Annotated in this window: 22 protein-coding genes; 16 read left to right on the top strand and 6 right to left on the bottom strand. The window is 61.0% G+C overall.

All coding sequences use genetic code 11. From position 1 onward, the window contains the following. Nucleotides 1–27 precede the first annotated feature (27 nt). From pcaQ to pcaC, 6 genes are all read left to right on the top strand, one after another. Nucleotides 28–957 carry a pca operon transcription factor PcaQ gene (gene pcaQ / locus CFBP1590_RS10680; protein WP_029243666.1) on the top strand — a complete coding sequence of 310 codons (930 nt, stop codon included), beginning with the start codon at nucleotides 28–30 and terminating at the stop codon, nucleotides 955–957. 134 nt (nucleotides 958–1,091) lie between these two features. Further along, nucleotides 1,092–1,811, top strand: coding sequence for a protocatechuate 3,4-dioxygenase subunit beta (gene pcaH / locus CFBP1590_RS10685; RefSeq protein WP_029243667.1), 720 nt, complete (start codon nucleotides 1,092–1,094; stop codon nucleotides 1,809–1,811). 11 nt (nucleotides 1,812–1,822) lie between these two features. Further along, complete coding sequence (gene pcaG, locus CFBP1590_RS10690; RefSeq protein WP_029243668.1) at nucleotides 1,823–2,425, top strand: protocatechuate 3,4-dioxygenase subunit alpha; 603 nt, start codon at nucleotides 1,823–1,825, stop codon at nucleotides 2,423–2,425. Between the two features lie 67 nt (nucleotides 2,426–2,492). After that, complete coding sequence (gene pcaK, locus CFBP1590_RS10695) at nucleotides 2,493–3,842, top strand: 4-hydroxybenzoate transporter PcaK (RefSeq protein WP_088234989.1); 1,350 nt, start codon at nucleotides 2,493–2,495, stop codon at nucleotides 3,840–3,842. A gap of 24 nt (nucleotides 3,843–3,866) precedes the next feature. Then, nucleotides 3,867–5,228: a 3-carboxy-cis,cis-muconate cycloisomerase gene (locus CFBP1590_RS10700; protein ID WP_088234990.1), complete on the top strand. Its 1,362-nt coding sequence runs from the start codon at nucleotides 3,867–3,869 to the stop codon at nucleotides 5,226–5,228. Next, nucleotides 5,225–5,623: a 4-carboxymuconolactone decarboxylase gene (gene pcaC, locus CFBP1590_RS10705; protein ID WP_029243671.1), complete on the top strand. Its 399-nt coding sequence runs from the start codon at nucleotides 5,225–5,227 to the stop codon at nucleotides 5,621–5,623. The genes CFBP1590_RS10700 and pcaC overlap by 4 nt, the downstream gene beginning before the upstream one ends. 66 nt (nucleotides 5,624–5,689) lie before the next feature. On the opposite strand, the gene CFBP1590_RS10710 is transcribed toward pcaC, so the two are convergent. Next, entirely contained in the window at nucleotides 5,690–6,946 is a 1,257-nt protein-coding gene (locus tag CFBP1590_RS10710; RefSeq protein ID WP_029243672.1) for an OprD family porin, read from the bottom strand. A gap of 222 nt (nucleotides 6,947–7,168) precedes the next feature. Between CFBP1590_RS10710 and CFBP1590_RS10715 the strand changes: the two genes are divergently transcribed. Further along, nucleotides 7,169–8,056, top strand: a complete 888-nt coding sequence (locus tag CFBP1590_RS10715; RefSeq protein WP_029243673.1) for a DMT family transporter — start codon at nucleotides 7,169–7,171, stop codon at nucleotides 8,054–8,056. Between the two features lie 131 nt (nucleotides 8,057–8,187). Here the strand turns inward: CFBP1590_RS10715 and CFBP1590_RS10720 are convergent, their stop codons facing one another. Beyond that, on the bottom strand, nucleotides 8,188–9,516 hold the full coding sequence (locus tag CFBP1590_RS10720) for an MFS transporter (RefSeq protein ID WP_004885587.1): 1,329 nt from the start codon (nucleotides 9,514–9,516) through the stop codon (nucleotides 8,188–8,190). Between the two features lie 593 nt (nucleotides 9,517–10,109). Between CFBP1590_RS10720 and quiC the strand changes: the two genes are divergently transcribed. Both quiC and CFBP1590_RS10730 read left to right on the top strand, forming a co-directional pair. Then, complete coding sequence (quiC, locus tag CFBP1590_RS10725; RefSeq protein ID WP_088234991.1) at nucleotides 10,110–12,017, top strand: 3-dehydroshikimate dehydratase QuiC; 1,908 nt, start codon at nucleotides 10,110–10,112, stop codon at nucleotides 12,015–12,017. Between the two features lie 110 nt (nucleotides 12,018–12,127). Further along, on the top strand, nucleotides 12,128–12,799 hold the full coding sequence (locus tag CFBP1590_RS10730) for a TetR/AcrR family transcriptional regulator (RefSeq protein WP_004885584.1): 672 nt from the start codon (nucleotides 12,128–12,130) through the stop codon (nucleotides 12,797–12,799). A gap of 3 nt (nucleotides 12,800–12,802) precedes the next feature. Here the strand turns inward: CFBP1590_RS10730 and CFBP1590_RS10735 are convergent, their stop codons facing one another. Beyond that, nucleotides 12,803–13,657: a shikimate dehydrogenase gene (locus tag CFBP1590_RS10735; protein WP_029243674.1), complete on the bottom strand. Its 855-nt coding sequence runs from the start codon at nucleotides 13,655–13,657 to the stop codon at nucleotides 12,803–12,805. A 188-nt stretch (nucleotides 13,658–13,845) separates the two neighbouring features. On the opposite strand from CFBP1590_RS10735, the gene CFBP1590_RS10740 reads away from it, so the two are divergent. Beyond that, nucleotides 13,846–14,736, top strand: a complete 891-nt coding sequence (locus CFBP1590_RS10740) for a pseudouridine synthase (RefSeq protein WP_029243675.1) — start codon at nucleotides 13,846–13,848, stop codon at nucleotides 14,734–14,736. Between the two features lie 71 nt (nucleotides 14,737–14,807). Here CFBP1590_RS10740 and CFBP1590_RS10745 read toward each other — a convergent pair whose 3' ends face one another. Both CFBP1590_RS10745 and mobA read right to left on the bottom strand, forming a co-directional pair. Further along, nucleotides 14,808–15,032, bottom strand: coding sequence for a YgdI/YgdR family lipoprotein (locus tag CFBP1590_RS10745; RefSeq protein WP_004885580.1), 225 nt, complete (start codon nucleotides 15,030–15,032; stop codon nucleotides 14,808–14,810). A 73-nt stretch (nucleotides 15,033–15,105) separates the two neighbouring features. Next, nucleotides 15,106–15,711: a molybdenum cofactor guanylyltransferase MobA gene (gene mobA, locus CFBP1590_RS10750; protein WP_029243676.1), complete on the bottom strand. Its 606-nt coding sequence runs from the start codon at nucleotides 15,709–15,711 to the stop codon at nucleotides 15,106–15,108. Nucleotides 15,712–15,787: 76 nt separating this feature from the next. Here mobA and moaB point away from each other — a divergent pair, with 76 nt between their 5' ends. From moaB to CFBP1590_RS10780, 6 genes are all read left to right on the top strand, one after another. Continuing rightward, complete coding sequence (moaB, locus tag CFBP1590_RS10755; protein WP_004885577.1) at nucleotides 15,788–16,327, top strand: molybdenum cofactor biosynthesis protein B; 540 nt, start codon at nucleotides 15,788–15,790, stop codon at nucleotides 16,325–16,327. Between the two features lie 6 nt (nucleotides 16,328–16,333). Further along, on the top strand, nucleotides 16,334–17,545 hold the full coding sequence (locus CFBP1590_RS10760; protein WP_088234992.1) for a molybdopterin molybdotransferase MoeA: 1,212 nt from the start codon (nucleotides 16,334–16,336) through the stop codon (nucleotides 17,543–17,545). Between the two features lie 83 nt (nucleotides 17,546–17,628). Further along, entirely contained in the window at nucleotides 17,629–18,555 is a 927-nt protein-coding gene (locus CFBP1590_RS10765) for a glycosyltransferase family 2 protein (protein ID WP_029243678.1), read from the top strand. A 545-nt stretch (nucleotides 18,556–19,100) separates the two neighbouring features. Next, nucleotides 19,101–20,645, top strand: a complete 1,545-nt coding sequence (locus tag CFBP1590_RS10770) for an MFS transporter (protein ID WP_029243679.1) — start codon at nucleotides 19,101–19,103, stop codon at nucleotides 20,643–20,645. Between the two features lie 21 nt (nucleotides 20,646–20,666). After that, complete coding sequence (locus tag CFBP1590_RS10775; protein ID WP_088234993.1) at nucleotides 20,667–21,722, top strand: HlyD family secretion protein; 1,056 nt, start codon at nucleotides 20,667–20,669, stop codon at nucleotides 21,720–21,722. Next, nucleotides 21,719–23,134 carry an efflux transporter outer membrane subunit gene (locus CFBP1590_RS10780; protein WP_088234994.1) on the top strand — a complete coding sequence of 472 codons (1,416 nt, stop codon included), beginning with the start codon at nucleotides 21,719–21,721 and terminating at the stop codon, nucleotides 23,132–23,134. The genes CFBP1590_RS10775 and CFBP1590_RS10780 overlap by 4 nt, the downstream gene beginning before the upstream one ends. Nucleotide 23,135: 1 nt before the next feature. On the opposite strand, the gene CFBP1590_RS10785 is transcribed toward CFBP1590_RS10780, so the two are convergent. After that, nucleotides 23,136–24,947 carry a monovalent cation:proton antiporter-2 (CPA2) family protein gene (locus CFBP1590_RS10785; RefSeq protein ID WP_004886912.1) on the bottom strand — a complete coding sequence of 604 codons (1,812 nt, stop codon included), beginning with the start codon at nucleotides 24,945–24,947 and terminating at the stop codon, nucleotides 23,136–23,138. Between the last annotated feature and the right edge of the window lie 193 nt (nucleotides 24,948–25,140).

Here is a 25,140-nt window from a genome sequence, read left to right on the forward strand (position 1 = left end):
ATCTTTCTCCCTAGGGCAAGACACGCATTGAATATCGATACCAGAATCAAGTTTCGCCATCTGGTGTGCTTTCTCGAAGTGGCGCGCCAGGGCAGTCTGGCGCGGGCCTGCGATGTGTTGTCGATCAGCCAGCCAGCGCTTTCCAAGACGCTCAAGGAACTGGAAACCCTGCTGGCAACGACGCTATTCGTGCGCAGCAAGACCGGCGCGGCGCTGACCGAAGCCGGTGTGGCGTTCATGCGCTATGCGGGGCCGAGCGTTCAGGCTTTGCGCGAAGGCGTGAACAGCCTGCGCTCCGGCGAGCACGAAACGGTCACGGCGCGTCTGGGTGTGTTGTCGACGGCCGAGAGCCTGCTGGTTCCCGAAGTCGTCGGGCGTCTGCACGAGCAGCACCCGGCATTGATCATCAGCGTCATGACCGGCCCCAGCGCTTATCTGTTGTCGCAACTGCGTGTCGGAGAACTGGATCTGGTGATCGGGCGAATGACTGACAGTCCACAGATACTGGGGCTAACCTTCGAGCACCTGTACAACGAGTCGATGACCCTGGTGGTGCGTACCGGCCATCCGTTGCTGGCGGCACCCCTCAAACCTGAAAGCCTGGCGAATTTCCCGCTGGTATTGCCGCTGGCGGGCACCACTATCCGCAAGTTCGCCGACAGCCTGTTCGTGCAATGCGGCATACAGCCGCCGCGCCAGCGCCTTGAAACGCTATCGCTGACGCTGAGCCGACGCTACGTCGAGCGCAGCGATGCCATTTGGATCGCGCCGCTGGATGCCGTTCTGCAGGAGTTGCACAACGGCACGCTGGTCGAGCTGGACATGGGCATCCGTGAGCCGGGCGGTTCGGTGGGGCTGTGCAGCAACCCGGCTGTTCCCCTGACACGCGCTGCCCAGTGGTGTGTGGATGAGTTTCGGGTCGTTGGCGAGACCTACCGACAGATGTCCTATACATAACCATTTGGTTATGGATGGCAGGCAATTATTCAGTGTTGGTGGATGCATGAAGCGCGCGACACTTCGCCGCAGCCTGTCGCGCACGTGTTCGACGCTCGCGCGCCCATAAGAAAGCCAACAATAAGGAGAACGCCATGTCTGTCGCGGACAACAGCCGCTTCGTCATTCGTGATCGCAACTGGCATCCCAAAGCCCTGACGCCTGATTACAAGACCTCGATCCTGCGCTCACCGCGCCAGGCACTGGTCAGCATCCCTCAATCCATCTCAGAAGCCTCCGGGCCGGATTTCTCGCACCTGAAGTTCGGTCAGCACGACAACGACCTGTTGCTCAATTTCAACAACGGCGGGCTGCCGATCGGTGAGCGCATTCTGCTCGCCGGTCGGGTCTGTGATCAGTACGGCAAGCCGATTCCCCATACGCTGGTGGAAATCTGGCAGGCCAACGCAGGCGGTCGTTATCGCCACAAGCGTGACGCGTACCTTGCGCCCATGGACCCCAATTTCGGTGGCGTGGGCCGGGCACTGACCGACAGCGAAGGCAACTACAGCTTCCGCACCGTCAAGCCCGGGCCGTACCCTTGGCGCAACGGTCCCAACGACTGGCGTCCGGCGCACATTCACGTGTCGATCAGTGGCCCGTCGATTGCCACGCGTTTGATCACCCAGCTGTATTTCGAGGGCGATCCGCTGATTCCGATCTGCCCGATCGTTAAATCCATCGCCAATCCCGATGCGGTGCAAAGCCTGATCGCCCGGCTTGATCTGGCCATGGGCAACCCGATGGATTGCCTTGCGTATCGCTTTGACATCGTTCTGCGCGGTCAGCGCAAGACTCACTTCGAAAACTGCTGAGGAGGCCCGACATGCCCGTTCAATTGCTGCAGGAAACCCCTTCGCAGACCGCAGGTCCCTATGTGCACATCGGCCTGGCACCGCAAGTGGCCGGCAACCCGACTCGCGAGCTGGAAATCTGGAACGAAATGGCCAGGCCCGGCGCGCCAGGTGAGCACATCGTGTTGCTGGGCAACGTCTTCGATGGCAACGGCCACCTGATTCGCGACGCCTATCTGGAGTTCTGGCAGGCCGATCACGAAGGCGCGTATCACAGCGAATACAACCCGGCGAACCCGTTCAACGGCTTCGGTCGCACTGCCACATCCGACGATGGCCAGTGGGTTCTCAAGACCATCAAGCCCGGTTCGATGCGTAACGCTGCCGGTGTGCCGATGGCCTCGCACATCAACGTTTCGCTGTTCGCCCGCGGCATCAATATTCACTTGCAGACCCGGCTGTATTTCGACGATGAAGCACAGGCCAATCTCGTCGACCCGGTGCTCAACCTGATCGAACAGCCACAACGCCGTGAAACGCTGATTGCACGGCGCTGCGAGGTGGATGGAAAAACGGCCTATCGTTTTGATATCCGGGTGCAGGGCGAAGGCGAGACGGTGTTTTTCGATTTCTGAGCAATGTGCGTGCGCTACACGGCATCTGCAGGCGCAGGTGACCTTATAAAAATAAAAGGAAATGTTCATGACACTATCCGCTCGCGGGCCTGCTACTGGCACGCTCGACGTTCAGGCTTTCATCAATGCCCAGCCGTTGTCGGGTTACCAGTGGCGCGTGGTTGCGCTGTGCTTTCTGATCGTCTTTCTCGACGGCCTGGACACGGCGGCGATGGGCTTCATCGCGCCGGCCCTGAGCCAGGACTGGGGCATTGATCGCGCCAGTCTGGGGCCGGTGATGAGCGCCGCGCTGATCGGCATGGTGTTCGGCGCGCTGGGTTCCGGCCCGCTGGCCGACCGCTTCGGACGCAAGGTGGTGCTGGTGGTGGCGGTGTTTCTGTTCGGGCTGTTCAGCCTGGCGTCGGCCTACAGCACCAACATCGACCAGTTGCTGGTGCTGCGTCTGCTCACCGGTCTGGGGCTGGGTGCGGCGATGCCCAACGCCACCACGCTGCTGTCCGAATACACGCCTGAGCGTCTGAAGTCGTTGCTGGTTACCAGCATGTTCTGCGGTTTCAACCTGGGGATGGCCTGCGGCGGTTTTGTGTCCGCCAAGCTCATTCCCAGCATGGGTTGGCACAGCCTGTTGATGCTCGGCGGCATCCTGCCGCTGATCCTGGCCGTGGTGCTGATGGTCTGGCTGCCGGAGTCTGCGCGGTTTCTGGTGGTGCGCAACCGGGGTGTCGAGCGGATTCGCAAGGTGCTGGCGCCGATTGCGCCGAAGGAAGTCGCGGGTGTAACGGCGTTCAGCGTTCCTGAACAGAAGACCGTCAGCAGCCGCAATGTCTTGAAAGTGATTTTCTCCGGCACTTACAGTGCGGGCACCCTGTTGCTGTGGCTGACCTACTTCATGGGGCTGGTGATCGTGTACTTGCTGACCAGCTGGCTGCCGACGTTGATGCGTGACAGCGGCGCGAGCATGGAGCAGTCGGCGTTCATCGGCGCGCTGTTCCAGTTCGGTGGCGTGCTCAGTGCCGTGGGCGTCGGCTGGGCCATGGACCGTTACAACCCGCATAAGGTGATAGGCGTGGCCTACGCACTGGCCGGCGTGTTTGCCTGGCTGGTCGGGCAGAGCCTCGGCAACGTCGCAGTCCTGGCGACACTGGTGCTGGTCGCGGGCATGTGCATCAACGGCGCACAGTCGGCGATGCCTTCGCTGGCGGCGCGCTTTTATCCGACTCAGGGCCGCGCCACGGGCGTGTCATGGATGCTGGGTATCGGCCGGTTCGGTGCGATTCTTGGCGCATGGGCCGGTGCGACCCTGTTGGGACTGGGCTGGTCGTTCGAGCAGGTGCTGACGGCGCTGGTGGTGCCTGCTGCACTGGCCGCGCTGGCTGTCCTGATCAAGGGCTGGGTCAGCCACTCGGACGCCACTTGAAACCTTTTACTCTGGAGCGCTGATGTGAGCAGACCGGGCAATCAACTTTTCGACACGTACTTCACACAACCCGACATGCGCCGGATTTTTTCGGACGAGGGGCGGGTGCAGGGCATGCTCGATTTCGAGGCTGCGCTGGCGCGGGCCGAGGCCAGGGTTGGTCTGATTCCGCAAAATGTGGTGTCAGACATCACGCAAAGCTGCCGCGCCGAGCTGTTCGATTTCGACGCGCTGGCGATTGCCATCGGCAACGCAGGCAACTCGGCGATCCCTCTGGTCAAGGCGCTGGGCAAGCGCATCGCTGCGCACAGCCCCGAGGCCGAACGCTATGTGCACATGGGGGCGACCAGTCAGGACGTCATGGACAGCGGTCTGATTCTGCAGATCCGGGACGCTATCGATGTGCTGGAACGCGACCTCGGACAATTGGGCGACGCCTTGACGCAACAGGCGCAGGTTCACGAGGCGACGCCGCTGGCCGGCCGTACCTGGCTGCAACAGGCCACGCCCGTCACGCTGGGCATGAAGATCGCAGGCTGGCTGGGGGCGATTACGCGCCACCGCCAGCGCCTGAACGAAATCAAGCCTCGCGTGCTGTGCCTGCAGTTCGGCGGCGCGTCGGGCAGTCTGGCGGCGCTCGGCGATCAGGCGTTCAAAGTGGCCGAAGCGCTAGCGGAGGAACTGCAACTGCACTTGCCCGAGCAGCCGTGGCACACGCAAAGGGATCGGCTGGTGGAGTTTGCTTCGCTGCTCGGTCTGATCGCGGGCAGCCTTGGCAAGCTGGGCCGGGATGTCAGTCTGCTGATGCAGACCGAAGTGGGCGAAGTCTTCGAGCCGTCTGCGCCGGGCAAGGGCGGGTCCTCGACCATGCCGCACAAGCGCAATCCGGTGGGCGCTGCGGTCATGATCGGCGCGGCGACACGTGCGCCGGGTCTGGTCGCAACGATGTTCTCCGCGATGCCTCAGGAGCACGAGCGCAGTCTGGGCCTGTGGCATGCCGAGTGGGAAACCTTGCCTGAACTCTGCTGCCTGGTGTCCGGTTCGTTGCAGCAGGCATTGCAGGTGGTGCCAGGCCTGCAGGTCGATGCCGGGCGCATGCTGGTCAATCTGGAATCCACTCGGGGGCTGGTGCTGGCCGAAGCGGTCAGCATTGCCCTGGCGCAGCGCATCGGCCGCGATGCCGCGCACCACCTGATCGAGCAGAGCTGTCGTCAGGCGGTGGAGCAGAGCGTGCACCTGCGTCAGGTGCTGGGGGAAAACCCTGAGGTCACCGCACAACTTTCTTCCGACGAGCTGGATCGCTTGCTCGATCCGGCCCATTACCTTGGCCAGGCCCGACGTTGGGTCGAGCGCGCCGTGGCCGAACACACAAGGATCACGCAATGACCGAAGACGAACGTTATCAGGCGGGCATGCAGGTGCGCCGCGCCGTACTCGGCGATACGCATGTCGATAACAGCCTGAAAAAGTTGACGCCGTTCAACGAGGAATTTCAGGAAATGATCACCCGGCATGCCTGGGGTGACATCTGGACACGTCCGGGTCTGCCGCGTCATACCCGGAGCCTGATCACCATCGCCATGCTGATCGGCATGAACCGCGAAGGTGAGCTGCGCCTGCACCTCAAGGCCGCCAAAAACAATGGCGTGACCCGCGAAGAGATCAAGGAAGTGCTGATGCAGAGCGCGATCTATTGCGGCATTCCAGCGGCCAACGCCACCTTCCATCTGGCCGAGGAAGTGTGGGATGAAATGGGTGTGGAGTCGCTGAACAAGGACTGATTGCTTGAATTGAAAACGCCGCCGCAGTGCTGAACTGCGGCGGCGTTTTTCGTGATGCCAGCGCTGTCAGAGCAGCGAGAGCGGGTAGCTGACGATCACACGGTTTTCGTCGAACTGGTTGGTGCTGTAGTCGCGCCGCATTGTCGAGTTGCGCCACTTGACTGACAGACTCTTGAACGCGCCGCTCTGGAACACGTAGGCCAGCTCGGTTTCCCGGGCCCATTCCTCGCCGTCGGTGATTGTGCCGGTGTGCACGTTTTCGCCGCTGATGTAGCGATTCATCAGGGTCAGACCGGGCACGCCCAGACCCGCGAAATCGTAGTCGTGGCGCAGTTGCCAGGATTTTTCCCGGGCGTTGTCGAAGCTCGAGTTGTAGCTGTCGTTGGCCAGAGTGCCGCCGCTGGTGCCGTTGACTCGCATCCATGCGCTGTCGCCGCTGACCTTCTGCAAACCGACATAGAACGTATTGCTGCCGTGACGGGCAGAGAGCAGGGCCGACCAGGTCTTGTTGTCCAGATCGCCTGCCAGCGACTGACCGTCGTCCTTGCCCTGGAAATAACCGAGGTTTGCACCCAGCGTCCAGCTGCCCAATGGCTGGCTGTGCAGCAGGTTGACGTATTGCTGGTGATAGATGTCTTCAAGCTCGGCGTACCACAGGCCGACCTGGGTGCGTTTCTCATTGAAGACGTACTCGCCGCCACCGAAGTTGAAACGATCCGAGGTAAAGGCGGCGCGGCCGTTCATGGACATGTCTTCCATGCTGGCGTCGTTGCGCGGGCTGTTGCCACGGAATTGGCCACCGTACAGCGTCAGACCGTCGATTTCCTTGGAGGTGATCTGACCGCCCTGGAAAGTCTGCGGCAGGGATCGTCCGTCATCGGAGCGCAGGATTGGCAGCACTGGCATCCATTCGCCGACCTTCAGTTCGGTCTTGGAGAAGCGTGCCTTGCCCGCGACTGCCAGACGCCCGAAATCGTCGGCCGGACGGCCATCGCTGTGAATCGGCAGCAGTTGTGTGCCGCCGGTGCCTTTGCCGCCGTCCAGTTTGAGCGAATAGAGGCCCAGTACGTCGACGCCGAAACCCACGGTGCCTTGGGTGAAGCCCGAGCGGGCGTCGAGGATGAAGTTCTGGGTCCATTCTTCGGCGTAGTTCTGGGCGTTGGCCGGGTCGACGAAGTTGCGGTTGATGTAGAAGTTGCGTAGGTTCAGATTCACCTTGGCATCTTCAACGAAACCGGCAGCCTGAGAGACGGCGGGTATCAGGCTGGTTGCGATGGCCGCAGAGAGGCCGCAAACGACTTTGCAGGGACGAGATGAGCGCATGGAAGACCTTTTTTGTAATTATTCAGTCAGTGAAGCTGGGTCTGATAGTGAAAGGCCGGGGTCAGCTCTGCAATTGTGAAACCATGGTTTTGGGCGATTACCGAACGTTAATGAACCGGTTCGAACATTTTATCCGGGACGATGCGAAGACAGGCTGCGATGCTCACTGCCATGAACGTTTTCAGCGTATTTAGTCCCGACACTATTGAGTAAGGAAGCCCGATGAGCACTGCCAGTACGCCACTGTCCGGCGTCAATCAACCCCTCAAGGGGATCGGTTTCATTCTGCTGGCCACCTTTCTGTTTGCCAGCCACGACACACTCTCCAAATACCTGTCCGGCTTCTATCCGATCATTCTGGTGGTGTGGGCGCGCTATCTGGTGCACACGCTGCTGATGGCCTGCATCTTCATGCCGTCGTCCGGTCTGCGGGTGCTGCGTACCAAGCGGCCCGGCCTGCAGGCGCTGCGTGCACTGGCTTTGCTGGGCACCAGTCTGCTGTTCACCAGCAGCCTGATGTTCATTCCGCAGGCCGAGGCCACGGCGGTCAACTTTCTCGCGCCGCTGCTGGTCACTGCGCTGTCGGTGCCGCTGTTGCATGAGCGGGTGACGCGCGGGCAATGGATTGCCGTGATCGTCGGTTTCATGGGGGTGATGATCATCATTCATCCGGGCGGCGAGTTGTTCACGCCCGCGATTCTGTTGCCGCTGTCTTCGGCGTTCTGTTTTGCGCTGTATCAGTTGCTGACCCGGCTGGTCAGCCCGTTCGACAGCCCGACTACCAGCAACTTCTTTGCCGGGTTGTTCAACACCCTGTTGATGAGCGTGCTGGTGCCCTTCTTCTGGGAGGTGCCTGAACTCAAACACCTGCCGTTCCTGCTCGCGCTGGGCGCCTGCGGCATGGCCGCGCACCTGCTGCTGACCCAGGCCTTCCGCTTCGCCGCACCTGCGATGCTGGCGCCGTTCAGTTACTGCCAGATCGTGTTTGCCGGTCTACTGGGTTTCATCGTGTTCGACCACATGCCCTCGCCGACAGCGCAGGCCGGTATCGCAATCATCTGCCTGAGCGGGCTGGCGGCTGCGTGGCAGCAGCGGCGTAAAGGCGGGTAGTTGTCGCGGTCTTGCCCCTCACATAAACACCAGCGAGCCAGTAAGTTGAGTGCGACCTGATGAGGAATGCGACCCGATAAAAAAGGCCCGCTCACTCACGTGAACGGGCCTTTCTCATGTGCATCACCCCATCATTCTTTGAGGTCAGGCACCTTGCGCGGAGCCATGAAGTACATCCAGATCAGTGCGATGAAGTACATCGCCGGGATCATGGTGAACAGCACGTTGTAGTTGTTATTGGTGGCGGTCAGGACCGCGCCGACGATCTGGGTCATGAACATGCCGCCGATTGCTGCACACATGCCGCCGAAGCCGAACACTGTGCTCATCATGTGCTTGGGGGTGTAGTCCATCACCAGGCTCCAGATGTTGGCAGTCCAGGCCTGGTGCGCACCGACGGCCAGCGAAATGGCCAGAACCGCTACCCACAGGCCGCTGGCGTTGGCGGCGAAGACCACGCTGCAGATGGTGATGGCGAAGATCAGCATCGACACCAGACGCGCCGTGGTGGCCCTCACGCCCCGGCCGATCAGCCAGGAGGACAGGATGCCGCCGCCGATGCTGCCGAAGTCTGCGGTCAGCCAGATCAGGATCAGCGGGATACCCATCTGGGTGACGCTGATGCCCAGGTTGTATTGCTGATTGAGGAACGGCGGCAGCCAGTAGAGGTAGAACCAGAACACTGGCGCAGTGATCGCATACGCCAGGGCGAAGGCCCAGGTGCCGCGCATTTTTAGAATGGCCGAGAACGGCATTTTGACTGGCTCGGGTTCGACTTCCTGATTGATGTAGTCCAGTTCGCTCTTGCTGACGGTGGGGTGTTCTTCAGGGTTGTAGTACTTGAGGCGCCACATGATGACCCAGATCAGGCCGAGCGAACCCATTGCCACGAACGCGGCCTGCCAGCCCCATACAGTGAGAATCAGCGGCAGCAGGGCGGGGGTCAGCATGGCGCCGACGTTGGTTCCGGCGTTGAAGATGCCGGTGGCCACCGCACGTTCGCCCGCCGGGAACCACAGGCGTGTGGTCTTGACGCAGGCCGGATAGTTGGCGGCCTCGGTCAGGCCCAGAATGAAGCGGCAGACCATGAAGCCGGCCGCCGAAGTGGCCAGACCGTGTGCGCCGGTCGCCAGGCTCCACAGCAGCACGGCCAGGAAGAACGCACGCTTGACGCCGACCCGGTCGATGAACCGGCCCTGCAGCACGAAGCCTACTGCGTAACCCACCTGGAACCAGAAGTTGATGTTGGCGTAGTCCATCGCCGTCCAGCTCATTTCCTTGGCAAGAATCGGCTGCATGACCCCGAGGGCTGCGCGGTCGATGTAGTTCAGCGTGGTGGCGAAGAACACCAGAGCGAGCATGCCCCAGCGAGTCTTGCCCACGGCGAGTGCGCCGCGAATCTTTTCGCCCATGCCCGCATGGGCGGCCTGGGCGACAGGGTTGGTCTGGGTATTGAGCATGATGTTCTAACCATCCGTTCCAAGACTGCGCTGCTGGCGACAGTCGGACTGAGAAGTCCACTCGATTCAGGCGTTATGCGTGTGCAGTGAAGCCGCTGCGATTCGAAAGCCATGGGGCATGGTCTTGCGAAACGTTTTCAGGGCCGACAATTTACAGGCTGTTGCTGACGAGTGCGCTGGATTGTTTCAGGAAACGAAGTGCCGGATCGATTGTGTGACCGGATGGGCTCTTCGATCCTGCAACCGTGGACGGCGAACGGAACTGACGAGCGGGGCGGTTGAGGTGCACATGAGCAATGTTCCTGTTGTTTGAATTGTTATGGTTTGCTACGGGTAACGGGTGTTCGAAACGTTCTGCTGCGCTGCAAGGTGAGGCTGATGGTGAGCATTGCGCCACGCATCGTCAATCAAGTAACTCGGCTTCTGTTCGATAATCGAACGTAAAACTAACCGGTTCGTACACTTTATGTTGCTGTAGTATTTTGACAGGCAAATACTTGAATGGCACCTCTGAATAAGGCCGGGAAAGGCCAGGAATGCGGTGCTGTCCAGTCACGATTCGTCAGGGTCGTGTTCATTCAGGAGCTAGAAGCATGCAGCGTTCAATTGCCACCGTATCCTTGAGCGGTACTCTGCCCGAAAAGCTCGAGGCCATCGCCGCAGCCGGCTTTGATGGCGTCGAGATTTTCGAAAACGACCTTCTTTACTACGATGGCAGCCCTCGCAACGTGCGGCAGATGTGTGCCGATCTGGGCATCGCCATTACCCTGTTCCAGCCGTTTCGCGACTTCGAAGGCTGCCGCCGTGACCGCCTGCAGCGCAACGTGGACCGTGCCGAGCGCAAATTCGATTTGATGCAGGAGCTGGGCACCGATCTGGTGCTGGTCTGCAGTAACGCATCCGCCGATTCGGTGGGCGACGAAAACATCCTGCTCGACGACCTGAGTCTGCTGGCCGAGCACGCCGGTGCGCGGGGTCTGCGGGTCGGTTACGAAGCGCTCGCCTGGGGGCGTCATGTGAACACCTGGCAGCAGGTCTGGAATCTGGTGCGTCAGGTGGATCACCCGGCGCTGGGTGTCCTGCTCGACAGCTTCCACACCTTGTCGCTCAAAGGTGATCCGAGCGCGATTGCGCAGATTCCGGGCGACAAGATTTTCTTCGTGCAAATGGCAGATGCGCCGATTCTGGCCATGGACGTGCTGGAATGGAGCCGTCATTTCCGCTGCTTCCCCGGCCAGGGTGAGTTCGATCTGGCAGGCTTTCTCGCGCCGATCCTGCGCAGTGGCTACACCGGCCCGTTGTCGCTGGAAGTGTTCAACGACGGTTTTCGCGCGGCACCGACCCGCGCCAATGCGGCTGACGGTCTGCGCTCGCTGCTGTATCTGGAAGAAAAGACTCGCCAGTTGCTGGCCCGCGAGGCCGAGGCAAAAATCCCCGACATCCTGTTCAGCCCGCCACCGGCCAGCACCTACAACGGCGTCGAGTTTCTTGAATTTGCCGTCGATGAAAGCCACGGCGCACGCCTGTCGGGCTGGCTGGAGCGACTGGGCTTCGCCAAGCTGGGCCAGCACCGCTCCAAGGCCGTCAGCCTGTTGGGGCAGGGCGATATCAAGATCGTCCTTAATGCCGAACCGTATTCATTTGCTCACAGCTTCTTCGAAGCCCACGGTCCGTCGCTGTGCGCGACCGCATTACGCGTCGATGACGGGCATCAGGCGCTGGAGCGTGCGCGGGCCTTCAAAGGCCAGCCTTATCGCGGTCTGGTCGGCCCCAACGAGCGCGAGATTCCATCGGTGCGCGCCCCGGATGGCAGCCTGATCTATCTGGTCGACAACGCCGCACCGGGCGATTCGATCTACGACAGCGACTTTGTCATCAACCCGCAGGTAGCCGGCAAGGGCGGGCTGCAGCGCATTGATCACATGGCCATGGCGTTGCCAGCCGACAGCCTCGACAGCTGGGTGCTGTTCTACAAGAGCATTCTGGACTTCGAAGCCGACGACGAAGTCGTGCTCCCGGACCCTTACGGGCTGGTCAAGAGTCGCGCCTTGCGCAGCCGCTGCAGCACCGTGCGCCTGCCGTTGAATATTTCAGAGAACCGAAATACGGCGATCTCCCACGCGCTGTCCAGTTATCGTGGTTCGGGCGTGCACCACATCGCGTTTTCCTGCGAAGACATCTTTGCCGAAGTCAGCCGCGCCAAGGAAGCCGGTGTGCCGCTGCTGGACATCCCGCTCAACTATTACGATGACCTGGCGGCCCGCTTCGATTTCGATGACGAGTTCCTCAGCGAACTGGCTTACTACAACGTGTTGTACGACCGCGATGCTGACGGCGGCGAGCTGTTTCACGTCTACACCGATGCGTTCGACGGGCGATTCTTCTTCGAGATCCTGCAGCGCAAGAACCGCTACGTCGGGTATGGCGCAGCCAACGTTGCAGTGCGTCTGGCCGCAATGGCCAAGGCGCGCAGTGTGGCAATACGTCAGGCGCGGTTGTGAGCGTTTGATCTGATCGAACCGGTCGCTGCAGGCACTCGGGTGCCTCGCAGCTTCCCTGCCTCGACGCTCGGCGGCATACTCCACGTACAACCCGTGGTCATGAGCCAACAATGAAAACAACCGACGACTCCGTTGCCCTCGAACCTGTCACGTTGCGGCCCTCGGGACGCAAGAACAATCCTGAAAAGACCCGCGAAGACATCCTTCAGGCTGCCGTTGCCGAATTCGTCGCCCACGGCCTTTCAGGCGCGCGCGTCGATGCGATAGCCGAGCGCACGAAGACGTCCAAGCGGATGATCTATTACTACTTCGGCAGCAAGGAACAGCTCTACGTCGAGGTTCTGGAAAAGCTTTACGGCGATATCCGCAATACCGAAAGCGAGCTGAATCTGGGCGAGCTGGAGCCTGTCGAGGCAATCCATCGAGTGGTGGAGTTCACCTTCGATCACCACGACAACAACGTCGATTTCGTGCGCATCGTCTGCATCGAAAACATTCACAACGGCGAAAACGTCAAGCAGTCCGATACCATTCAGGCCAAGAGCCAGAATATCATTCGGGCGCTGGAAGGTATCCTGCGTCGCGGTGAGGAAAGCGGAGAGTTCCGCGCGGGCGTGCACCCGATCGACCTGCATCTGATGATCAGCTCGTTCTGCTTTTATCGCATTTCCAACCGCCACACGTTCAGCGAGATATTCCAGATCGAGCTGTGGAGCGATGAGGTCAAACAGCGTCACAAGGCCATGATCTGCGACGCTGTGTTGCGTTACCTCAAGGCCTGAACGCTAAAGGCTGTGGAAGTGCTGCATCATGCGCTCGGCATCCGCTGACCGGCCGCTGAACAGCTCGAAGGCTTTGACGGCCTGAAACACGGCCATGGTCGTGCCGTCCAGCGTGCGGCAGCCCAGCGCGCGAGCATGCCTGAGCAGTTCGGTTTCCAGTGGAAAGTAGATGATTTCCGCGACCCATTGCGCAGCACGCAGCAGTTCCACCGGCAGCGGTGTACCGGGCAACTTGGCCATGCCGACCGGTGTGGTGTTGACCACGCCGTCGGCTTCGGCCATTGCCGCAGGCAGATTCAGACCAACCTGCGCACGGCCCGCGCCGAAATGAGCGGTGAGGTTGTCCACCAGACCCTGGGCACGCTGCGGTTCGACCTCGAACACGCTCAAGCGCTCGACGCCTGCACTCAACAACGCATAAGCCACCGCAGCGCCCGCGCCGCCTGCACCCATTTGCACGACGTGCTGGCGTGGCGCCTTGTCCAGACCACGCTTGAAGCCTTCCGCGAACCCCAGACAATCGGTGTTGTGGCCGGTGCTCTTACCGTCCTTGAACACCACGGTATTGACTGCGCCGATGCCGCGCGCTTCTTCGGACAGTTCGTTCAAAAGCGGAATGACCGCCTGCTTGCAGGGGAAGGTGATGTTCAGGCCGGTGAAGCCGCAGTCACGTGCACCTTCAATCAGACGGGGCAGGGCGCTGATGTCCAGTTTGAGCGCATCGATGTCGATCAGGCGATACAGATAGCGCATGCCCTGCGCGTCACCTTCGTGTTCGTGCAGCGCCGGGGTGCGTGATGCCTGGATGCCTGAGCCGATCAGGCCGGCGAGTACGGAGGTTGATTCAGCGTGGCTCATGACGATATGTCTCTTGTTTTTGTCGTGCCGCCCGATGGCGGGAGGGTTTCAAAAAATGTACCAGATGGTTAATAGTGACGCAGTGGCTGATCAATTGCCATGTGTTGATTCTGTGCGGTGATCGCCCCGATCAGGGATAATGCGCGGCCATAGCCGTTCAAGCCTTTCAAGAGATGACGAGTCCACGCATGTCCGAATCCGTTTTTCGCGCCGCTCACCAGCAAGCCAGCACGCTGTACCTGCCAGCAGGCCCATGGACGACGGTGCTGGACTGCCTGTGCGCGAAGTTCTCCGCCATCAGCCGCGAAGAGTGGCTGGACCGTATCGCCCGGTCGCGGGTGCTGGATGCCAACGGCCAGGCCATCACCGCTGACCTGGCTTACCGCGAAGGCCTGAAGATTCACTATTTTCGCGAAGTGCCGAACGAGACGCCGATTCCAGTCGTCGAGACCATTCTGTATGCCGATGAACATCTGGTGGTCGCTGACAAGCCACACTTTCTGCCGGTCACGCCTGCGGGCGAATACGTCGAGCAGACCCTGCTGCGTCGTCTGATCCACCGTCTGGATAATCCGGATCTGGTGCCCCTGCACCGCATCGACCGCCATACCGCCGGGCTGGTGCTGTTCTCGGCAAACAGGCAGACCCGTTCGGCGTATCAGGCATTGTTCCCAACACGTCGTATCGACAAGTTCTACGAGGCGATTGCGCCTGCGCTGCCTACGATGGACTTTCCGCGGCTGCACGAGAGCCGTCTGGTCGATGGCGAGCCATTCTTCCGCATGCAGGAAGCATCGGGGCCTGCGAATACACAGACTCGAATCGAGGTGCTCGAACGCAATGACTCGCTGTGGCGCTATGGGCTGTACCCGGTGACGGGCAAGAAACATCAGTTGCGCGTACACATGGCCGCGCTGGGCGCTGCCATCTGCAACGACCCTTTCTACCCGGAGGTGATCAGGGACGCAGTCGATGACTATCAGCAGCCGCTCAAGCTGCTGGCAAAGGCGCTGCGGTTCGACGATCCGCTCACTGGCGAGCCGCGTAAGTTTCAAAGCCAGCTGAAACTCGACTGGTAGCCGCGAGGCGAGCAGACGAAAAAAAACCCGCACTCGGCGGGTTTTTTCATATCAGTAACGTCACGCGAGGATCACAGATCCTTGACGGTACGTACCTGATCCTTGTTGATGCGGGTTTCTTTGCCATCAAGCTGCTTGAACTCGTAGAAGCCCGAGTCCTCATCATACTTCGGAGTGTCGACAGACTGGATTTCACGACCATCATTCAGAGTGATCACAGTGGGCGAAGCGCAGCCAGCCAAAGAGGCGATGCCCAATGCAAGCAGAAAGGCAGCGGGAAGGGTCCGTTGTTTCATTACTGTGTCTCCAGATGGATTCTTGATTAACTGACCGTAAGACGTATACACCCGCCGCAAGTTCAATGAACAGTCACTTGCGTCGGTTGTCATCTGATCCGGTCAGCAGACAGGGTGTGTTCAGGTTGGCCAGTCTCGGGTCTCCGGCGTCCAGTTGCAGGGCCACTGGATGCAGGGGTGCCAACGCCCGCCGTGGGCTGCGCTCGCCTGTCTGCCATGCGGCTTCCAGCGTCGCAGCGTGGGCGGTCGGGATGATACATAAAAGCGGCTGCCAATGTTCACCTTCACGCACCATGACCGGGTTGTCCGGGTGCCTGTCGGCTAATTGGCGCAACGCGTCCAGCAGCGATTTATCGATCAGCGGCACGTCGCAGGGCAGCACCAGCAGCGCGTCATGCTGTGCCTGCGGCAGCGCGGCGAGTATTCCGGCCAGCGGACCGTTGAAGTCAGTGTCACTGTCCTGAACCAGTCGGTCAGCGTAAGCGGCGTAACGTTCGAGGTTGCGATTGCAGGAAATGATCAGGTCGTCGGTCAGTGGGCGGGTCAGGCGATGCAGGTGCTGGATCATCGGTTCGCCCTGCCACTCGATCAGCCCTTTGTCGCGCCCGCCCATGCGCTGGCCGCGACCTCCTGCGAGCAGCAGAATCGAGCAGGGCGGCAATGGGGCAGAGGCGTTCATCAGAGACTCGGCAGGCAGTGAAAAGGAGTGCTGTGATATAACACCGGCCTGTTTCCTTAACAACCGGATCGAGGCCATGAAAGCAAAGGCTGACACACCTTTTGTACCCCTGAACATCGCTGTACTGACCGTCAGCGACACCCGCACCCGCGAAACCGATACCTCGGGCCAGATGTTCGTCGATCGCTTGACCGAAGCCGGTCACGGCCTGATCGAGCGCGTCCTGCTCAAGGATGACCTCTACAAGATCCGCGCTCAGGTAGCGACCTGGATCGCCGATGAGCAGGTTCAGGTCGTACTGATCACTGGCGGCACCGGCTTCACCGGACGCGACAGCACGCCGGAAGCCGTGGCCTGTCTGCTGGACAAGCAGGTCGACGGATTCGGCGAGCTGTTTCGGCAGATATCGGTGCCGGACATCGGCACCTCGACCATTCAGTCGCGTGCGCTGGCCGGGCTGTCCAACGGCACACTGGTCTGCTGCCTGCCAGGCTCCACCAACGCCGTGCGTACCGCCTGGGACGGCATTCTGGCTGAACAGCTGGATTCACGTTTCCGTCCGTGCAATTTCGTTCCGCACCTCAAGCAGGCCGAGCCCTGCGCGACCCGTGGTTGAACGGTCATGAGCGTTGAGCCCAAGGCCTTGATGCCTGTCGAAGACGCCATCGCGCGTTTGCTGGAGATGGCCGAAGCTGCGCCGATCACGCAGCATGAGCGTGTGCGGCTGGCTGATGCCGAAGGTCGCGTGCTGGCGACCGATCTGGTGTCGACGCTGGACCTGCCGCCGTGGTCCAACAGCGCCATGGATGGCTACGCCTTGCGCGTGGCCGACTGGCGCGGAGAGCCCTTGCCCGTCAGCCAGCGTATTTTCGCGGGCCAGGCTCCCGAGCCTCTGGCGCCCGGAACCTGCGCACGCATCTTCACCGGCGCGCCGGTGCCTGAGGGTGCTGATTGCGTCGAGATGCAGGAAAACGCCGAGGTCCTGGATGATCAACGTGTGCGTTTCACCGAATCACTGAAACCTGAACAGAACATTCGTCCTCAGGGCCAGGAAACCCGGATTGGCGACACGGTGCTGGCGGCCGGTACACGGCTGGGGCCGATCGAACTGGGGCTGGTTGCGTCGCTCGGTCTGGCCGAAGTGAACGTGGTCCGGCAGGTGCGCGTGGCGGTGCTGTCCACTGGCGACGAACTGATCGAGCCGGGGCAGCCGCTGGGGCCGGGGCAGATCTATAACAGCAATCGTGTGCTGTTGTGCAGTTGGCTGAAGCGTCTGCAGTGCGATGTTGTTGATGCCGGAATTCTGCCGGACGATCTCGCAAAGACCCGCGCTGCATTGGCGAGCCTGTATGAGGTCGACCTGATTCTGTCTACCGGCGGTGTGTCGGTGGGCGAGGCGGATTTTCTGGGGCACGCCCTGCGCGAAGAAGGCGAGCTGTCGCTCTGGAAGCTTGCCATCAAGCCAGGCAAGCCGCTGACGTTCGGGCATTTTCGGGGTGTGCCGGTGATCGGCCTGCCGGGCAATCCCGCTTCTACGCTGGTGACCTTTGCCTTGCTGGCCCGCGCCTATCTGTTGCGCCGCCAGGGCGTACTCGATGTCACGCCATTGAAGTTTGCAGTACCTGCGGGATTTGTCTGGACGCGTCCCGGCAATCGTCGCGAGTACCTGCGCGGGCGTCTTGAACAGGGCAGGGCGGTTCCCTATCGCAACCAGAGCTCCGGCGTGCTGCGTAGCGCGGCCTGGGCTGACGGGCTGATCGAAGTGCGTGAAGGCGCCACGGTTGCGGAAGGTGACTGGGTCAACTTCATTCCTCTAAGCGAGGTGATGGGTTGACGTCGTGGCTGGCTGACCGGGCATGAGCTACCCTCAACAACGCTGACAAGTAGGGCATCCTGTTTTCGCCCCGGAGTATTGTTATGGCGTCATTGAGAGTGGCTTGTGTCATCCCGACCTACAACGGACATAAGGACCTGGAGCGCCTGCTGGACTCTCTGGCCACGCAGACGGCGTCGTTCGACACGCTGATCGTCGACTCCAGTTCGTCGGACGGCACGCTTGAGCTGGCGCGCGCGCGTTGCGCAAACGTGCTGTGCATCGACAGCAAGGACTTCAACCACGGCGGCACCCGGCAGATGATGGTCGATCTGCACCCCGAGTATGACGTTTACGTCTATATGACTCAGGACGCCTACGTCGAAGACGTTGATGCAATTGCCAACCTCCTGCTGCCATTTGCCGACCCGAAAGTCGGTGCCGTGTGCGGGCGGCAATTGCCCCACAAGAACGCCAACCTGCTGGCCCAGCACGCGCGGCTGTTCAACTACCCGCCGACCTCGCAGATCAAGACCCTTGCAGACGCGCCCGTGCTGGGCATCAAGACGCCGTTCATGTCCAATTCGTTTGCGGCCTATCGCGGCGAAGCCTTGCTGGCCATCGGCGGATTTCCCCGGCATGTGATCCTGTCCGAGGACATGTACGTCACGGCCAAGATGCTGATCGATGGCTGGAAAGTGGCCTACGAAGGCTCGGCGGTCTGTCGGCATTCGCACAACTACAGCCTGCGTGAGGAGTTTCGGCGCTACTTCGACATTGGTGTGTTCCAGTCGCGTGAAGCGTGGATCTACGAAACCTTCGGCGGCATCGCGGGCGAAGGCATGCGCTACGTGAAATCCGAACTCGCGTTCCTTGGCCCCAGACGTTTTCTCTGGTGGCCGATGTCCTTCGTTCGCAACGCCGTCAAGCTGCTGGCCTACAAACTCAGCAAGCAGGAAAAGCGCCTGCCCCGAGGCGTGAAGAAAAGGCTCGGGATGTACAAACGGTATTGGGACAGCCCGTATGCGTGAGCCTGCCGTCGCGTCACGTTCCCGAACTCTCACTGATCGTGCCCATCGCTCTGCGTTGGCATGCCTCCCGTGACGCTCCGCGTCACAAACGGCACAGACTGAGGATTCAGTGAGCCGAGCGCATGACGTGGATAACGCTGGAGCTTGGGCACACATCTGCGCCACATTCGAGAGCGGACGCGGAGCGTCCTGGGCGGCATTCCCACGCGGAGCGTGAGGAACGATCAGTGTGAGGGCTGGCATCTGTACCCGATCGTGCCCATCGCTCTGCGCTCATCGTTATAAACAGGTCTGCCTCGACACTGATCGTGCCCATCGCTCCGCGTGGGCATGCCGCCCGTGACGCTCCGCGTCACATTCCCGAAAGCGCCTCTCTTTTTCTGAACGGCGCTTGATCAGCGGCCAGCCATCCATGAACGCAGAGATCACGGATGCATCTGCATTCGTGCGTCCGGTGCACTTATACGCTGTGCAAATGTAAATTTTCCTGAGTGGCCCCGTTTTCTAAAATGCCAGCGCTTCCCTCGCTCTGGATTCCGTCGCCCATGTCTTCGCTTGTCGCCATCGACCCTGTCATCCCGGCTGCCCAGCCCATCAAACCTGCGCCTGCGGTATTCGGCCTGCAGACGATCATCGGGCTTCTGGGCGTGCTGCTGGCGGTGCTGGTCGCCGGGATCAACGAGGGCGTGACGCGCATTGCCATGGCCGACATTCGGGGTGCGATGTTCATCGGTGCCGATGAAGCGACCTGGCTGGTGGCGGCCTATTCGGCGACCTCGGTTGCGGCGATGGCCTTCGCGCCATGGTTCGCGGTCAGCCTGTCGCTGCGACGGTTCACCCTTGGCGCTATCACGGCCTTCATCGTGCTTGGCCTGTTGTGCCCGTTCGCGCCGAACTATCCCAGCCTGCTGGTCCTGCGGATCCTGCAAGGTCTGGCGGCGGGCTGTCTGCCACCCATGCTGATGACCGTCGCGCTGCGCTTTCTACCGCCGCACATCAAGTTGTACGGGCTGGCCGGGTACGCCCTGACCGCAACCTTCGGTCCCAGTCTGGGTACGCCGCTGGCAGCGTTGTGGACCGAGCATTTCAACTGGCAATGGACGTTCTGGCAGGTCATCCCTCCGTGTCTCGTCGCAATGATCGCCATTGCCCACGGCATTCCTCAGGACCCGTTGCGTCTGGAGCGCTTCAGAACGTTCAACTGGCGTGGCGTGCTGCTCGGTTTGCCTGCCATTGCAGCGCTGGTGATCGGCATCCTGCAAGGCAATCGCCTGGACTGGTTCGAGTCCACCCTGATCTGCTGGCTGCTGGGCGGCGGACTGGTGCTGCTGGTGGCGTTCATGGTCAACGAATGGTTCACCCCGGTGCCGTTTTTCAAACTGCAGCTGCTGGCGGGTCGAAACCTGTCGCATGCCTTGCTGACCCTGGGCGGTGTGCTGATCGTCCTGACTGCGGTCGCCTCGATTCCGTCGTCCTATCTGGCCCAGGTGCACGGTTACCGCCCGTTGCAGACTGCACCGCTGATGCTGATCGTTGCTTTGCCACAGCTGCTTGCACTGCCTCTGGTGGCGGCGCTGTGCAACGTGCGCTGGATCGATTGCCGCTGGGTATTGGCGACCGGACTTGGCCTGCTCGCGCTGTATTGCGGGTTGGCGACGCAAATGACTTCGGAATGGATTCGCGACAACTTCTACAGCCTGCAACTGCTGCAGATCATTGCCCAGCCGATGGCGGTCCTGCCGTTGCTGATGCAGGCGACTGGCGGGATCGCTCCGCCCGATGGCCCGTTTGCGTCTTCATGGTTCAACACCGTGCGCGGTTTGTCGGCGGTTATCGCCACCGGCGTGCTGGAAGCCCTGACCACCTCGCGCCAGCATTTTCACTCCAACGTGCTGGTTGATCGTCTTGGCAACTCACCCTGGCTGGCTGCTGACGATTCGGTGGCCTCCCTGACCCATCGTCTGCACGAGCAGGCCGTGGTGCTGACCAGTGTCGATCTGTATTTCTGCATGGGCTGGCTTGCCGCCGGACTGATTCTGCTGATTCCTCTGATGCCGACGCGGGTCTATCCGCCTCGTGCGCCGAACTGATTTTCTGTCGAGACCTTTTTCATGAGCATGACTTCAAAACAGACCCTGGCCCTGTGTGGCGCGGCCATCGTGCTCGCCGGTCTGGGCATCTACACACTGACCGGTGACAGCACGCGCCAGGCCACCAATGACGCATTCATCACCGCCGATTATTCGGTGGTCGCGCCCAAAGTGTCGGGTTTCATCAGCCAGGTGCTGGTGGAAGACAACCAGCCGGTCAAGGCAGGGCAATTACTGGCGGTAATTGATGATCGCGATGTGCAGACGGCGCTGGCTTCGGCAGAGGCGGGTGTAGCGACCGCAGCGGCGGAGCTGGAGCAGGTCACCGCGTTACTGCAGCGTCAGACTGCGGTGATCGATCAGGCCAGGGCCGCGTTGACCGCCAGTACGGCAGCGGTGCGCTTTGCCGAGCAGGAACGCGACCGTTACGAGCATCTGGCAGGTGCAGGTGCCGGCACCGTGCAGAACGCGCAGCAGGCGCGCAACCGGATCGACACAGCCAATGCCAACCACGCCAGTGCCAGTGCGTCACTGGTGGCCGAGCGCAAGCAGGTCGACATCCTGACGGCTCGCCAGCACAGCGCCGAAGCGGGCCTCAAGCATGCACGGGCCGCGCGTGATCAGGCGCAGTTGCAGGTGTCCTACACGCACATCGTTGCGCCCATTGACGGTGTCGTGGGTGAGCGGGCGGTGCGCGTCGGTAACTACGTCAATCCCGGCAGCAAGTTGCTGTCAGTGGTGCCGCTCGCCGACGCCTACGTGGTGGGCAACTTTCAGGAAACCCAACTGACCCATGTGAGCGTAGGGCAATCAGTCGAGGTGCGTGTTGACACCTATCCCGATGAAGTCCTCAAGGCTCACGTACAGAGTATTGCCCCTGCCACCGGCGTGACTTTCGCTGCCGTGCGGCCCGACAACGCCACCGGTAATTTCACCAAGGTCGTGCAGCGCATTCCAGTGAAGATCGTCCTCGATCCGGGACAACCGCTTGCGGCAAGGTTGAGGGTCGGGATGTCGGTGGACGCCAGTATCGACACGCAATCCCCATCCGCTGAACAGCCAGTGGGTGCCTTGTGAACCGTCTCGCTGCTGCGAGCAGCCTGGTGCTGTTGGCGAGTCTGTCGGGCTGCCAGGTCGGACAGGATTTCCAGCGCCCGCAAACCAGCGACGTGCAATGGTTGCCCATTCAGGGAGAACAGGCCGTCAGTCAAATTAATACCACCCCTTATAGCGCTCGATGGTGGGAGATATTCCGTGATCCCCAGTTGTCATCATTGGTTGATCGGGCGGCGGCTTCCAACCTTGATCTGAAAATGGCGGAGGCGCGACTGGCGCAAAGCCGGGCGGCGCGTCAGGTGATCGCCGGCGAGCAAGTGCCCAGTGTGGATGGCAAGCTGGGTTACCAGCGCAAACGCAACAGCGCCGAAGGGTTGAACGACCCATCAGGCAACGAGGGCAGGGCGGCGTTCAGCCAGTGGGACGGCGGCATCAATGCCAGCTGGGAAGTGGATCTGTGGGGGCGGGTCAAGCGCGAAGTCGAGGCTGCAGACGCCAACGTAGACGTTGCAGACAATGACCGGCGCGCAGCCTTGCTGTCGCTTCAGGCGGAAGTAGCCAGGGACTATCTGCAGCTGCGGGGCACCCAGTCGGTCCTCGCCGTGACCCGGCAAAACCTGCAATTGTCCCGCAACAGCCTGGAGCTTTCGAAGGTCAGGCAGGGCAGTGGGGTGGCGACCAATCTGGATGTGGCTGAAGCCGCTGCGCAGGTATCGGCGGTCGAGTCCCGTCTTCCAGTACTTGAGCAGCGACAGGCCAGGCTGATCAATGCATTGAGCCTGTTGCTGGCGCAATCGCCCAGAGCCTTGCAGAGCGAGCTGGAGAAATCCGTGGAAATGGGTGCCGTGCCCGCCACTGTACCCGTCGGCCTGCCTTCCGAGCTGGCGCAGCGCCGCCCGGACATTCGCCGTGCCGAAGCGCGGCTGCATGCGGCAACCGCGAGCATTGGTGTCGCACAAGGCGATTTCTATCCACGCATCGTGCTGTCAGGCAATGTCGGATTTCAGGCCCTGCAGCTGTCTGACCTCGGCAGTTGGGGCTCACGCCAGTTCGGCATCGGCCCACAACTGAGCCTGCCGATCTTCGAAGGCGGTCGGCTGCGCGGCATGTTGCGTTTGCGCGAAGCCCAGGAGCAGGAAACAGCCCTGGCGTATCAGCAGACCGTGTTGCGTGCGTGGCAGGAAATCGACGACAGCATGAGTCTCTACAACGCCAGCCAGCTTCAGCAGCGCAAACTGGACGAGGCGGTGCGCCAGAACCGTATCGCGCTGGATACCGCCAAGCGGCAATACACAGAAGGTGTGGTGGACTTCCTCAACGTCCTCACGGTGCAGCGCACCCTGTTGGATATCGAGGAACAGTGGGTCCAGAGTTCAACCACTCAAGCCCAGGCGCTGGTCGGGCTGTACAGCGCGCTGGGCGGTGGCTGGTAGCTCAGGCTTTTGCGGCCTCTTCTTCGTCGAGCCGGTCGGCCTCGAACAACTGGGCCAGCTCGACCCTGGCCTCGCGGGCTGTTTGCAGCACTTTTGCTTCGTCGTCGTAGATCTCGTGCTGCGCGGCGAGCACCTGTTCATCGTGACGCTTGAAACGACTGATGCGCGCATCGGCCTGCGCTTCGCTCAAGCCCAGCCCCAGCAGGGTCTGTCGCGACATTTCAAGGCTTGAGTAGAAGGTCTCACGCACTGCATGTGCACCGGCATCCATCAGCTTGTGAACGTGCTGACGGTTGCGGGCACGAGCGATGATCTTCATGTGCGGATACAGCTTGTTGATCAGTTCGGCCGTCTTGATGTTGATGTCCGGGTCATCGGTGGCAATGATGAAAAACTCGGCGTCCTGCACCTTGGCTGCTCTGAGGATTTCCGGACGCAACGGGTCGCCGTAGAACACTGGCACGTTGCCGAAGCTGCGAGAGAATTCGATGGACTCCACTGCAGTGTCCAGGGCAATGAACGGGATTTTCTGCGCACGCAGGATACGCGCAACGATCTGGCCCATCCGGCCCATGCCGGCGATGACCACGCGCGGCTTGTCGGTCTGGATGTCGCGGTACTCTTCCGGTACTTCCACCACTTTGGCCTTGGGCTTGATCCAGCGCGCCAGTGCGATGAACAGCAGCGGGGTGATCGCCATCGACAGGGTGATGGTCAGTACCAGCATGTCATAGAGGCCTGCTTCGAACAGCCCCTGAGCGCTGCCGATCTTGAACACCACGAAGGCAAATTCACCGCCCGCTGCCAGGACCAGGCCCAGGCGCAATGCGCTGCGCTTGCTCAGGCCACCTGCGGTGCGGCCAATAATGAACAACAACGGCAGCTTGATTGCGACCAGCAGCACCGTGAGGCCAAGCACCACCAGTGGCGCACTGAACAGCAGGCCGATGTTGGCGCCCATGCCGACACTGATGAAGAACAGCCCCAGCAGCAATCCCTTGAACGGTTCGATCTGGGCTTCCAGCTCGTGCCGGTATTCGGAGTCGGCGAGCAGCAGGCCTGCCAGAAAAGCGCCCAGCGCCATGGACACACCGACCAGTTCCATCAACCACGCTGTGCCGATTACCACCAGCAGCGCAGTAGCGGTCGACACTTCCTGAATGCGGGTCTTGGCCACGATGCGAAACACCGGGCGCAGCAGATAACGTCCGCCCACGACCACGATGGCGATGCTGCCCAGTACGCGCAGACCATGGTTGATACTTTCCTGAGTGCTGGTCGCATGGTCCCCACCGGCCAGAAATGGCACCAGCGCGATCAGCGGAATGGCTGCAATGTCCTGAAACAGCAGAATGGCGAACGCCGTACGCCCATGCGGGCTGTTCAGTTCCTTACGCTCGGCCAGACTCTGCAGGCCGAAAGCCGTGGAGGACAGTGCCAGACCAAGGCCCAGCACAATCGCGGTGTTCATCGATTGTCCGAACGCAACCAGGGCAACTGCGCCGATGACCAGGCCGGTCAGCAACACCTGCGCCGTGCCCACGCCGAACACTGCCTTGCGCATCACCCATAAACGCTTTGGCGACAACTCAAGACCAATAATGAACAGCAGTAATACCACCCCAAGTTCCGAAATGTGACTGACACTCTCCGTATCTCCTATCAACCCCAGCACCGATGGGCCGATCACGACGCCAGCGGCCAGATAACCGATCACGGCACCCAGCTTCAGGCGCTTGGCCAATGGCACGGCGATGACGGCGGCGAACAGAAATACCACTGCGGCCTGCAGCAGGCTGCCTTCATGGGGCATGTGAAACTCCTTGGCAATGACAGGAAACGATTTGAAACAGGCCCGCATTAAACCACGTGAGTTTTTCACAGCAACGCCGAATCCGGCATGACGAACATCAATCGCATTGATGTTTGCACGCAGGATCATAGAAAGGGGAGGCGGTGAGTCGCCGGGACGTATTCCGTCCATGCCATCGGTCATGCATCAGCGT

The sequence above is a fragment of the Pseudomonas viridiflava genome (assembly GCF_900184295.1).
Classification (GTDB): domain Bacteria; phylum Pseudomonadota; class Gammaproteobacteria; order Pseudomonadales; family Pseudomonadaceae; genus Aquipseudomonas; species Aquipseudomonas viridiflava.

Excerpts from the sequence above, each read along its gene's own strand:
- pcaH (WP_029243667.1), top strand. The coding sequence starts at position 1,092 with ATGTCTGTCGCGGACAACAGCCGCTTCGTCATTCGTGATCGCAACTGG.
- pcaG (WP_029243668.1), top strand. The coding sequence starts at position 1,823 with ATGCCCGTTCAATTGCTGCAGGAAACCCCTTCGCAGACCGCAGGTCCC.
- pcaK (WP_088234989.1), top strand. The coding sequence starts at position 2,493 with ATGACACTATCCGCTCGCGGGCCTGCTACTGGCACGCTCGACGTTCAG.
- pcaC (WP_029243671.1), top strand. The coding sequence starts at position 5,225 with ATGACCGAAGACGAACGTTATCAGGCGGGCATGCAGGTGCGCCGCGCC.
- CFBP1590_RS10710 (WP_029243672.1), bottom strand. The coding sequence starts at position 6,946 with ATGCGCTCATCTCGTCCCTGCAAAGTCGTTTGCGGCCTCTCTGCGGCC.
- CFBP1590_RS10715 (WP_029243673.1), top strand. The coding sequence starts at position 7,169 with ATGAGCACTGCCAGTACGCCACTGTCCGGCGTCAATCAACCCCTCAAG.
- CFBP1590_RS10720 (WP_004885587.1), bottom strand. The coding sequence starts at position 9,516 with ATGCTCAATACCCAGACCAACCCTGTCGCCCAGGCCGCCCATGCGGGC.
- quiC (WP_088234991.1), top strand. The coding sequence starts at position 10,110 with ATGCAGCGTTCAATTGCCACCGTATCCTTGAGCGGTACTCTGCCCGAA.
- CFBP1590_RS10730 (WP_004885584.1), top strand. The coding sequence starts at position 12,128 with ATGAAAACAACCGACGACTCCGTTGCCCTCGAACCTGTCACGTTGCGG.
- CFBP1590_RS10735 (WP_029243674.1), bottom strand. The coding sequence starts at position 13,657 with ATGAGCCACGCTGAATCAACCTCCGTACTCGCCGGCCTGATCGGCTCA.
- CFBP1590_RS10740 (WP_029243675.1), top strand. The coding sequence starts at position 13,846 with ATGTCCGAATCCGTTTTTCGCGCCGCTCACCAGCAAGCCAGCACGCTG.
- CFBP1590_RS10745 (WP_004885580.1), bottom strand. The coding sequence starts at position 15,032 with ATGAAACAACGGACCCTTCCCGCTGCCTTTCTGCTTGCATTGGGCATC.
- mobA (WP_029243676.1), bottom strand. The coding sequence starts at position 15,711 with ATGAACGCCTCTGCCCCATTGCCGCCCTGCTCGATTCTGCTGCTCGCA.
- moaB (WP_004885577.1), top strand. The coding sequence starts at position 15,788 with ATGAAAGCAAAGGCTGACACACCTTTTGTACCCCTGAACATCGCTGTA.
- CFBP1590_RS10760 (WP_088234992.1), top strand. The coding sequence starts at position 16,334 with ATGAGCGTTGAGCCCAAGGCCTTGATGCCTGTCGAAGACGCCATCGCG.
- CFBP1590_RS10765 (WP_029243678.1), top strand. The coding sequence starts at position 17,629 with ATGGCGTCATTGAGAGTGGCTTGTGTCATCCCGACCTACAACGGACAT.
- CFBP1590_RS10770 (WP_029243679.1), top strand. The coding sequence starts at position 19,101 with ATGTCTTCGCTTGTCGCCATCGACCCTGTCATCCCGGCTGCCCAGCCC.
- CFBP1590_RS10775 (WP_088234993.1), top strand. The coding sequence starts at position 20,667 with ATGAGCATGACTTCAAAACAGACCCTGGCCCTGTGTGGCGCGGCCATC.
- CFBP1590_RS10785 (WP_004886912.1), bottom strand. The coding sequence starts at position 24,947 with ATGCCCCATGAAGGCAGCCTGCTGCAGGCCGCAGTGGTATTTCTGTTC.